8 protein-coding genes and 3 tRNA genes are annotated in these 9,519 nt (G+C 73.8%); 5 read left to right on the plus strand and 6 right to left on the minus strand.

Annotated features, from left to right (window positions below; all coding sequences use genetic code 11):
- The first annotated feature begins 36 nt into the window (after positions 1-36).
- Positions 37-1,257 (plus strand): styrene monooxygenase/indole monooxygenase family protein, encoded by a 1,221-nt coding sequence (locus ACFZB9_RS30075; RefSeq protein ID WP_391452378.1) that lies wholly within the window; start codon positions 37-39, stop codon positions 1,255-1,257.
- Between the two features lie 40 nt (positions 1,258-1,297).
- On the opposite strand, the gene ACFZB9_RS30080 is transcribed toward ACFZB9_RS30075, so the two are convergent.
- Positions 1,298-1,714 (minus strand): DUF1348 family protein, encoded by a 417-nt coding sequence (locus ACFZB9_RS30080; protein WP_391452380.1) that lies wholly within the window; start codon positions 1,712-1,714, stop codon positions 1,298-1,300.
- 121 nt (positions 1,715-1,835) lie between these two features.
- Here ACFZB9_RS30080 and ACFZB9_RS30085 point away from each other — a divergent pair, with 121 nt between their 5' ends.
- Positions 1,836-2,783 carry a GlxA family transcriptional regulator gene (locus ACFZB9_RS30085; RefSeq protein ID WP_391452382.1) on the plus strand — a complete coding sequence of 316 codons (948 nt, stop codon included), beginning with the start codon at positions 1,836-1,838 and terminating at the stop codon, positions 2,781-2,783.
- A gap of 43 nt (positions 2,784-2,826) precedes the next feature.
- On the opposite strand, the gene ACFZB9_RS30090 is transcribed toward ACFZB9_RS30085, so the two are convergent.
- Positions 2,827-3,054 (minus strand): hypothetical protein, encoded by a 228-nt coding sequence (locus tag ACFZB9_RS30090; protein WP_391452384.1) that lies wholly within the window; start codon positions 3,052-3,054, stop codon positions 2,827-2,829.
- Positions 3,055-3,440: 386 nt separating this feature from the next.
- Here ACFZB9_RS30090 and ACFZB9_RS30095 point away from each other — a divergent pair, with 386 nt between their 5' ends.
- Positions 3,441-3,644: a cold-shock protein gene (locus ACFZB9_RS30095; protein WP_045694210.1), complete on the plus strand. Its 204-nt coding sequence runs from the start codon at positions 3,441-3,443 to the stop codon at positions 3,642-3,644.
- Between the two features lie 3 nt (positions 3,645-3,647).
- Complete coding sequence (locus tag ACFZB9_RS30100) at positions 3,648-5,051, plus strand: DEAD/DEAH box helicase (protein ID WP_391452461.1); 1,404 nt, start codon at positions 3,648-3,650, stop codon at positions 5,049-5,051.
- Between the two features lie 111 nt (positions 5,052-5,162).
- Here the strand turns inward: ACFZB9_RS30100 and ACFZB9_RS30105 are convergent.
- The 4 genes from ACFZB9_RS30105 to ACFZB9_RS30120 form a co-directional block, all read right to left on the minus strand.
- Positions 5,163-5,236: transfer RNA gene (locus tag ACFZB9_RS30105), tRNA-Phe, on the minus strand.
- Positions 5,237-5,263: 27 nt separating this feature from the next.
- Positions 5,264-5,337 (minus strand) — tRNA-Asp (locus tag ACFZB9_RS30110).
- 53 nt (positions 5,338-5,390) lie between these two features.
- Positions 5,391-5,463 (minus strand) — tRNA-Glu (locus tag ACFZB9_RS30115).
- 157 nt (positions 5,464-5,620) lie between these two features.
- A complete protein-coding gene (locus ACFZB9_RS30120; protein ID WP_391452463.1) occupies positions 5,621-5,962 on the minus strand; it encodes a metallopeptidase family protein in 342 nt (113 codons plus the stop codon).
- Positions 5,963-7,482: 1,520 nt separating this feature from the next.
- Between ACFZB9_RS30120 and ACFZB9_RS30125 the strand changes: the two genes are divergently transcribed.
- A partial coding sequence (locus ACFZB9_RS30125) for a DEAD/DEAH box helicase (RefSeq protein WP_391452465.1) occupies positions 7,483-9,519 on the plus strand: 2,037 nt, incomplete at its 3' end.

A 9,519-nucleotide genomic window follows, 5' to 3' on the forward strand; every position in this document is an offset into this window, starting at 1 on the left:
GCTCCCCCCGTTCCCACCCCCTCTTCGGGAGGCCCCATGCGTCGGATCGCCGTGGTCGGAGCGGGCCAGGCCGGGCTGCACCTCGCGCTGGGCCTGCTGGCCGCCGGATACCGGGTCACCCTGGTCGCCGCGCGCACTCCGCAGCAGCTGCGCGGCGGGCGGGTGCTGTCCACCCAGGCGATGTTCGGGCCCGCGCTGCGGATCGAGCGGGCGGCCGGCCTGGACCTCTGGGCGGACCGGGCCCCGGCGGTGTACTCGGTCGATGCCACCCTCGCCGCCCCGCCCGGCGTCCGGGCGCTGGCGTACACCATGACCCTGGACGAGCCGGCGCAGTCGGTCGACCAGCGACTGAAGATGGCCGGCTGGCTGGAGCTGTTCGCCGAGCGCGGCGGTCGCACCGAGTACCGCGCGGTGGACCGCGCCGGGCTGCAACAGCTCGCCGAGACCCACGAGTTGACGGTGGTGGCGACCGGCCGGGGCGAGCTCGCCGAGCTCTTCGCCCGGGACGCCGGGCGCTCGGCCCCGCAGCCGCTGCGCACGCTCTGCTGCCTCTACGCGCACGGGGTCGGCGCACCCGACCCGGCCGCCGAGCCGCGGGCGCGGATGAACGCGATCCCGCAGGCCGGCGAGCTCTACCTGCAGCCGGCCCTGACTCTCTCCGGCCCCTGCTCGATCCTGCTCTGGGAGGCCGTGCCGGGCGGGCCGCTGGACTGCTTTGCGGACCGGCCCGGACCGGTGGAGCAACTCGACCGGATGCGGGGCCTGTTGCGCGAGTACCTGCCCTGGGAGTACGAGCTGTGGGCCGAGGCCGAGCCCACCGACGCGCTCGGCAACCTCTACGGCGCGGTGACCCCGACCGTGCGGCACCCGGTGGCCGAACTCGACCACGGCTGCCACGTGTTCGGCATCGGCGACACCGTGGTGCTGAACGACCCGATCACCGGCCAGGGCGCCAACAACGCGGCGCGGGCGGCCGCGCGCTACCTGCGGGCGATCACCGAGCACGGCGAGGCGGCGTTCACCCCGGGCTGGATGCGGCGGACCTTCGACCTGCACTGGCGTGAAGAGGCGCGCCACAGCGTGGAGTTCACCGCCTCGATGCTCGCCATGCCGGAGCACCTGCAACGGGTGTTCGGCGCGGCCGCCGAACACCCGCAGGTGGCCCGGCGGTTGGCCAACACCTACGCCGAGCCGAGCGACTACCCGAGTTGGCTCGCCACCCCCGAGCTGACCCAGGCGTACCTGGCCTCGCTCTGAGCGTGGTGCCCGACGGGCGTCCGCTCCCCGGGGTGCGGCGCTACCGGCCGAGCCGCCGGTCGCCGGCGCTGATCGCCAGGTCGTTGATGCTCGCGTAGCGGCGGCGCATCAGGCCGTTCTCGTCGAACTCCCACTGCTCGTTGCCGTAGCTGCGCCACCACTGCTCGGACGCGTCGTGCCACTCGTACTCGAAGCGCACCGAGATCCGGTTGCCGGTGTACGCCCACAGCTCCTTGCGCAGGCGGTAGTCCAACTCGCGCTCCCACTTGGCGCGCAGGAAGGCGACGATCTCCGGCCGTCCGCGCAGGAAGACGTCGCGGTTGCGCCACTCGGAGTCCTGCGTGTAGGCGAGCGCGACCCGTTCGGGGTCACGGCTGTTCCAGGCGTCCTCGGCGGCCTGGACCTTGAGCAGGGCGGTGGCCTCGGTGAAGGGGGGAACGGGCGGTCGCTGGGTCATGGCACTCCTTCGGTGGTTCCGCTGTCCCCACCGACGCTCGCAGCAGCGGGCATCCCGCGGCCATGTCCGGACGGACGGCTCACCCACAGATCCTGCCGTCCCCGCGCCGTATGCTCGGGGCATGACCACTGTGCGCGCGCCGCGGGTCGCCGTGCTCGCCTTCGACGGGGTACGGCTGCTGGACCTGGCCGCGCCGCTGGAGGTGTTCGGCACGGCCGGGGCCTACCAGGTGGTGCTCTGCTCGCCGGGCGGGGCCGCCGTCACCGCCTCGACCGGGACCGTCCTGTCGGTGGCGGCCGACGCCTTCGCCATCCACGCGGACACCGTCGTGGTGCCCGGATCACCCGCCCTGCCGGACGGGTCCCTCCCCGAGGACCTGGTGGCCGCGGCCGCCGCGCTGGCGGCCAGGGCGAGCCGGGTCGCCTCGGTGTGCACCGGGGCCTTCGTGCTGGCCGAGGCCGGGCTGCTGGACGGTCGCCGGGCCACCACGCACTGGCGGCACGCGGCCGCTCTCGGCCGGCGCTACCCGCGGGTCACCGTCGAGCCGGACTCGATCTACGTGCGGGACGGCCATCTGCTGACCTCGGCCGGGGTCAGTGCCGGGCTCGACCTCGCGCTCGCCCTGGTGGAGGACGACCTGGGCCCGCAGGCCGCCCGGGAAGTCGCCCGTGACCTGGTGGTCTTCATGCAGCGCGCCGGCGGCCAGTCGCAGTTCTCGGTGCCGGCCCGCACCCCGCGGCCCCGCCACGACGCGCTGCGCGCCGCCCTCGACACGGTCGCCGCGGACCCGGCCGCCGACCACTCGGCCACCGCCCTCGGCGCGCGGGTGGGTCTGAGCGCCCGCCAGCTGGCGCGCCTGTTCCGGGCGCAGCTCGACACCACGCCCTCGCGGTACGTCGAGCAGGTACGCCTGGAGGCCGCCCGTGGCCTGCTGGAGGCCGGCGAGTCGGTGACCGGCGCGGCCCAGCGCTCAGGTCTGGGCAGCGACGAAACCCTGCGGCGGGTCTTCCTGCGCCATCTCGGCGTGCCGCCCTCGACCTACGCGGCGCGGTTCCGCACCACCGGGTGAGGGCGCGCCGGAGCGGGCGCCCACGGCAAGGGGAGCAGGGCGCTTACAGCAGGAAGAGCTTGGTGAACGGGGCGACGATCCGGACCTGCCGTGAGCCGAAGTCGACGACCACCGCGGTCGTGCCCTCGCCCTCAACGCTGATGGCCCGGCCGAGGCCGTACTGGTCGTGGGACACCCGGTCGCCGGCGGCGAACCGCTTGGCCGGCGGCGGGGTCGCGGCCCGGAAGGGGCTGGTAGGCAGGTGGCGCCGTGGCGCGGATGAATTCGACATCTGTGCCAGTATGCGCCCCAGCCGAGGTTTCGGGGACGCCCGGGGAGAATTTTTCCGGCTTTTTGAATCTTGGATTTCCGTCGGCGAGCCGCGGACGGTGCCTGGCGAGCCGGGCTGGGACGGGTGTCCGAGGCGCCCGCACGGCGGGGCCACGGGCGTTCGAGGGTGCCCGAGAAGTCGGCCCCAAGATCCCCCCCGTTCGGGGTCGGACCCTGCTACAGTCGAGTCAGTTGCAGTTGTGGTTCCCATGAACTTTGTGTGCGCCTGCCGGTTGTGATCGCAGGCGCATTTTTGTTTCCCGGATGTTCTCCGGCGGGTCATCCATCTCGGCGATGTGAGGCTCGCGACGCGCGAGCTTCGAACAGCCCTTTGAAGGAGATTTTTCTATGGCTAATGGCACCGTGAAGTGGTTCAACTCGGAAAAGGGCTTCGGCTTCATCGAGCAGGAGGGTGGCGGTCCTGACGTGTTCGCCCACTACTCGAACATCAACGCCAACGGCTTCCGTGAGCTGCTCGAGGGCCAGAAGGTCGAGTTCGACGTCACGCAGGGTCAGAAGGGCCCGCAGGCCGAGAACATTCGCCCGCTCTAGTACATCCCGCTGCATGGCATCCGCCGCGCGGCACGGGCCTGCATCGCGCGTTTGCACGGTGCAGGCCTTCGGCATTTCCAAGGAAGGCTCCGCACGATGCACTCCTCCGATGCCACGCCGGTGCTGCCCGCTGTCGAGTCGTTCGATGGAATGGATCTGCCGGGGGCGCTGCTCGCGACCCTGATCCGGCAGGGCGTCACCGCGCCGTTCCCGATCCAGGCCGCGACCCTGCCGAACTCGCTGGCCGGTCGTGACGTGCTGGGCCGTGGCCGCACCGGCTCCGGCAAGACCATCGCCTTCGGGCTGGCCCTGTTGGCCCGTACCGCCGGCCGGCAGGCCGAGCCCCGTCGTCCGCTGGCCCTGGTCCTGGTGCCGACCCGGGACCTCGCCCAGCAGGTGAGCGGCGCCCTGGCCCCCTACGCCCGCGCGGTGCGGCTGCGACTGACCACCCTGGTCGGCGGGATGCCGATCCACCACCAGGCGCTGGCCCTGAACCGGGGCGCCGAGGTGGTGGTGGCCACCCCGGGCCGGCTGGCGGACCTGGTCCTGCGCGGCGACTGCCGGCTGGACGACGTCGCGGTGACGGTGTTGGACGAGGCCGACCAGATGGCCGACATGGGATTCCTGCCGCAGGTCACCGAGCTGCTCGACCAGGTGGGCGCGGGCGGCCAGACGCTGCTGTTCTCCGCCACCCTGGACCACGACGTCGACCGTCTGGTGCACCGCTTCCTCAAGGACCCGGTCACCCACGCGATCGACCCGGCAGCGGACGAGGGCGGCGCGATGGACCACCACGTGCTGTACGTCCGGGGCGCGGACAAGCGCGCCGCCGTCACCCGGATCGCCTCCCGCGACGGCCGGGTGATCATGTTCACCGAGAGCAGGGACGGCGCCGACCAGCTGGTGCTGGAGCTGCTGGCCTGCGGGGTGAAGGCGGCCGCGCTGCACAGCGGCAAGTCGCAGCCGCAGCGGACCCGCACCCTGGAGCAGTTCCGCTCCGGCACCGTGACCGCGCTGATCGCCACCAACGTCGCCGCCCGTGGCATCCACGTCGAGGGCCTCGACCTGGTCGTCAACGTCGACCCGCCGACCGACCACAAGGACTACCTGCACCGCGGCGGCCGCACTGCCCGGGCCGGCGAGTCCGGCACGGTCGTCACCCTCGTGCTGCCCAGCCAGCGCCGCGGGACCGCCCGGATGCTGGCCGCGGCCGGCATCACGCCCGCCGCCGCCCACGTACGGTCCGGCGACGTGGCGCTCGCCCGGATCACCGGCGCCCGGGTCCCCACCGGCGTGCCCGTGGTGGTGCCCGACCCGGTGATCGAAGCACCCGGCCGCGGCCACGCCGAGCGCGGCCGCGGCAGGCCGGCGCGCCGTCACCCGGCAGCCGCCCGCGCCGCGGGCTGAGCGCCGTCGCCACCTGAGTGCCGGAGCCGGTTGGGCGCCGGAGCCGGCTGAGCACCGGACCGCACGAAAAAGCCCCCGCAGCGCGATGCGCTCGGGGGCTTTCCATTCGGGTGGCCAGGGCCGGGGTCGAACCGGCGACCTTCCGCTTTTCAGGCGGACGCTCGTACCAACTGAGCTACCTGGCCGTACTGCACCATCCCTTGCGGGATGAGCGATCCTGACGGGACTTGAACCCGCGACCTCCACCTTGACAGGGTGGCGAGCTAACCAACTGCTCCACAGGACCTCGACAGAGCCTTACGGCCCTGAACTGTACTACGTTTACTGCTCGGTACTACGTGCCCCCAACGGGATTCGAACCCGTGCTACCGCCTTGAAAGGGCGACGTCCTGGGCCACTAGACGATGAGGGCTTGCGGCCCGCCCGGCTGTTCTCCAGCGGTCGGGGACGTGAGAAGCATATGGGATGCGGGCGGGAACGCCAAAACGGGTTTGCCCGGGGCCGGCCGGGAGCGGGGCCGCGACCAGCGGTGTTGCGGGGGCGTGCGGCGCGCGGGCGCGCCGCACGGTTCAGGACCAGCCGAGCTCGTGCAGCTCGTGGTCGTCGAAGCCGAAGTGGTGGGCGACCTCGTGGATCACGGTGGTGCGGACCTCGGCGACGACCAGCTCGCGGGTCTCGCACTGCCGCAGGGTCGGGCCGCGGTAGATGATGATCCGATCGGGCAGCACCCCGGCGTACCACTCGCCGCGCTCGGTGAGCGGGGTGCCCTCGTAGAGGCCGAGCAGGTCGGGGGTGGCGGGGTCGGGCTCGTCCTCGACGAAGACGGCCACGTTGTCCATCATCGCCGCCAGTTGCGGGGGGATCTGGTCGAGGGCGTCACTGACCAGCGTCTCGAATTCGTCCCGGCTCATGTCCACGCGGCCATTGTCCTGGGCGGGCTGAAGCTGTGCCAGGTGATGGCGCCTCGGGTCGGCGCGGGTTCGCCGGATCCGCCGGGGCGGCGGCCGTGTCCCAGGGGCGCGCCGGGCGTTGGGCACCGCAAGGGGCCGCTGGTCGGTGCGGCCAGGGTGGGGTGCGCGGAGAGGCGGCGGCAATGATCCCGACAGGTGCGAGCGGACGGCCGGGCGAGCAGTCGAGCGGGCGTTCGGGCGAGTGGCCGGATGAGATGCCGGAGGGGACGCCGGGTGGGCTGCCCGGCCGACGGGCAGGCGGCCGTCCGGGCGGCCGGGGAGTGCCGGCCCTCGTGGCGGCGGGCCGGCGCGGGCGGTCCGCGGCGGCGCGGGTCTCGGTGGCACGGGTCTCGGCGGCGGCCCGGGTGCGGGCGGCCCGGCTCGCGGCGGGACAGGGGGCGGACGGGGCCGCGGCGTCGCGCCGGGTGGCCCTGCGCTCGGTGGCGGCGCGGACGGCGGTGCGCACCGCGGTGCTGGCACTGGCCGGGCTGAGCGCGGCCGGCTGCATGGAGGTCGGGTCCGGCCAGGGGCAGCAGCCGGTCGGCCACGTCTCGGGATCGGCCACTCCGAGCGGCAGGGTCGGCGGGGCTGCCGGGCCGCTGCGGGCCGGCACCGCGTCCGCCCGCCCCGAGCGGCCCGGCAGCCGGGTTGAGGGGGCGTCAGGGGCGCCTGGCGGGGCCTCGACCGGCGCGGCCGGCGGCGAGGTCGCCCCCGTGAACGACCCGAGCCCGGGTGCGTCCCCGGCGCCCGGCACCGGTGGGGGCGTGGTGGCGGTGCCCGCGCCGCCGCCCGAGCCGGGGGCACCCGCGGCGGCGGGCGGTGCACCCGCGGGCGGCGGGGCGCAGGGCGGCGGGCCCGCTGCGGGCGCCGCCGGCGGCACGGGTGGCACCGGGGGCGCGGCCGGGGCCGGCGGTGCGGGCGGTGCGGGGGGTGGCGGCACCACCGGCGCGCCGGCCACCGGCGGTGCCGCGGGGGGTGCCGGCGCCGCGGGCGGTGGTGGCGCGGGCGGTGGCACGAGTGGCAGCGGGGGCGCGGGCGGCGGTGGCAGCACGGCGAACCCCGGCTCCTCGGCCGGGGCGGGCGGCGCGGGTGGGGCCGCCGGCGGCGGCTCGGCCAGCCCCGGGACCTCGGGCGGCTCCTCGGCCGGGTCGCCTCACCCGTCCGGCGCACCGGCCTCGCCGACGGGCGCACCGGCGCCCTCCGCGAGCGGTAGTGGATCTACGACTGGGAGTGCCGGTTCGGCCGCACATTGACCAGGTGCGCCCCCGGGTTTGCCTTCGGAGTGATGGTTCCTCTATGGTGGGAGATCGTTCGTTTGATCCATTTGACTGGCGCCCTCGTTTTCACCTGGCGCCCTTGGCGCGTTCCGGCGATCCGTGGCTGACCGCATAGAGGCGGTTGTAAGTCAGAACCCCGGACTTAGGCGCGTGCCACTTCCGGAAGGTTTTGCATTGTCTCTCGTTGACGACGCCCGCTTCGTCATGCCCGCTGACGCCCAGGACGAGGCCCTCGCCGCCGCCGGCCTGACCGACACCACCATCGACGCCTCCATCGCCGAGTTCGAGGCCGACGTCGACACCGACGCCGACGCCACCGAGGTCGACGCCGCCGAGGCCGAGGTCGAGGCCGAGCCGACCATCACCTTCGGTGACCTCGGCCTGCACGACGACGTGGTGCGTGCCCTCGCCAAGCGTGGTGTGACCACCCCGTTCCCGATCCAGGCCGCGACCATCCCGGACGCGCTGGCCGGCAAGGACGTACTCGGCCGTGGCCGCACCGGCTCCGGCAAGACCCTGAGCTTCGGTCTGCCGCTGCTCACCCGCCTCGCCGACGGCGAGCGCACCAAGCCCAAGCACCCGCGCGGCCTGATCCTGGTCCCGACCCGCGAGCTGGCCATGCAGGTCGCCGACGCGCTGGAGCCGTTCGGCTCGGTGCTCGGCCTCAAGCTCAAGGTCGTCTGCGGCGGCACCTCGATGTCGAACCAGATCTACGCGCTGGAGCGCGGTGTCGACGTCCTGGTCGCCACCCCCGGCCGCCTGCGTGACCTGATCAACCGCGGCACCGCCAAGCTGGCCGACGTCCAGACCGTCGTGCTCGACGAGGCCGACCAGATGGCCGACATGGGCTTCCTGCCCGAGGTCACCGAGATCCTCGACCAGGTGCCGACCGGCGGCCAGCGCCTGCTCTTCTCCGCCACCCTGGAGAACGAGATCGACAGCCTGGTCAAGCGCTACCTGAGCAACCCGGTCACCCACGAGGTCGACGCGGCCCAGGGCGCGGTCACCACCATGACCCACCACATCCTCGTGGTGAAGCCCAAGGACAAGGCGCCGATCACCAACGCGATCGCCGCCCGCAAGGGCCGCACGATCATCTTCGTCCGCACCCAGATGGGCGCGGACCGGGTGGCCGAGCAGCTGATCGAGGCCGGTGTGAAGGCCGACGCGCTGCACGGCGGCATGACCCAGGGCGCCCGCACCCGGGTGCTGGGCGACTTCAAGGACGGCTACGTCAACGTGGTCGTCGCCACCGACGTCGCCGCGCGTGGCATCCACGTGGACGGCATCGACCTGGTGCTGAACGTGGACCCGGCCGGTGACCACAAGGACTACCTGCACCGCTCCGGCCGCACCGCCCGCGCGGGCCGCTCCGGCGCCGTGGTCACCCTGGTGCTGCCGCACCAGCGCCGTGGCGTCTTCCGCCTGATGGAGGACGCGGGCGTGGACGCCTCGCGCCACATCCTGGACCACGCCTTCGACGCCGAGGTCGCCAAGATCACCGGCGCCCGCTCGCTGATCGAGGTCCAGGCGGAGAGCGCCTCGGGCATCGCCGGTGCGGCGGAGCGCGAGGTCGCCGAGATGACCCGCCAGCTGGAGCGCGCGCAGCGCCGTGCGAACGAGCTGCGCGAGGAGGCCGACCGCCTCACCGCGCGGGCCGCGCGCGAGCGGGCCGAGCTGGGCATCGAGGACGAGGCGCCGGCGGAGTCGGCCGAGGGCGCGACTGCTGAGGGCACGGCCGCCGAGGCCGTCGTCACCGAGCCCGTGCGCGAGGTGCGCGAGCCGCGCGAGGACCGGGTGCCGGCCTACCGCGAGGCCCGCAACGAGCGTCCGTCCTACGGCGACCGCGACCGTGACCGTGGCGGGCGTGGCGGCGAGCGTGGTGGCTACGGTTCGCGTGACCGCGATGACCGTGGCGACCGTCCGGCGCGTTCCTTCGGTGACCGTGACAACCGCGGTGGCTTCGGTTCGCGTGACCGTGACGACCGTGGTGGCCGCTCCTTCGGTGGCGACCGTCCGGCGCGTTCCTTCGGTGACCGTGACAACCGCGGTGGCTTCGGTTCGCGTGACCGCGATGACCGTGGTGGCCGCTCCTTCGGCGGTGACCGTGACAACCGTGGTGGCTTCGGTTCGCGTGACCGCGATGACCGTGGTGGCCGCTCCTTCGGTGGCGACCGTCCGGCGCGTTCCTTCGGTGACCGTGACAACCGCGGTGGCTTCGGTTCGCGTGACCGCGATGAC

The organism is Kitasatospora sp. NPDC008050 (assembly GCF_042957465.1).
GTDB lineage: Bacteria > Actinomycetota > Actinomycetes > Streptomycetales > Streptomycetaceae > Kitasatospora.

Coding starts and splice junctions, on each gene's coding strand:
- ACFZB9_RS30090 (WP_391452384.1), bottom strand. CDS start 3,054: ATGTCGAATTCATCCGCGCCACGGCGCCACCTGCCTACCAGCCCCTTC.
- ACFZB9_RS30095 (WP_045694210.1), top strand. CDS start 3,441: ATGGCTAATGGCACCGTGAAGTGGTTCAACTCGGAAAAGGGCTTCGGC.
- ACFZB9_RS30120 (WP_391452463.1), bottom strand. CDS start 5,962: ATGAGCCGGGACGAATTCGAGACGCTGGTCAGTGACGCCCTCGACCAG.
- ACFZB9_RS30075 (WP_391452378.1), top strand. CDS start 37: ATGCGTCGGATCGCCGTGGTCGGAGCGGGCCAGGCCGGGCTGCACCTC.
- ACFZB9_RS30080 (WP_391452380.1), bottom strand. CDS start 1,714: ATGACCCAGCGACCGCCCGTTCCCCCCTTCACCGAGGCCACCGCCCTG.
- ACFZB9_RS30085 (WP_391452382.1), top strand. CDS start 1,836: ATGACCACTGTGCGCGCGCCGCGGGTCGCCGTGCTCGCCTTCGACGGG.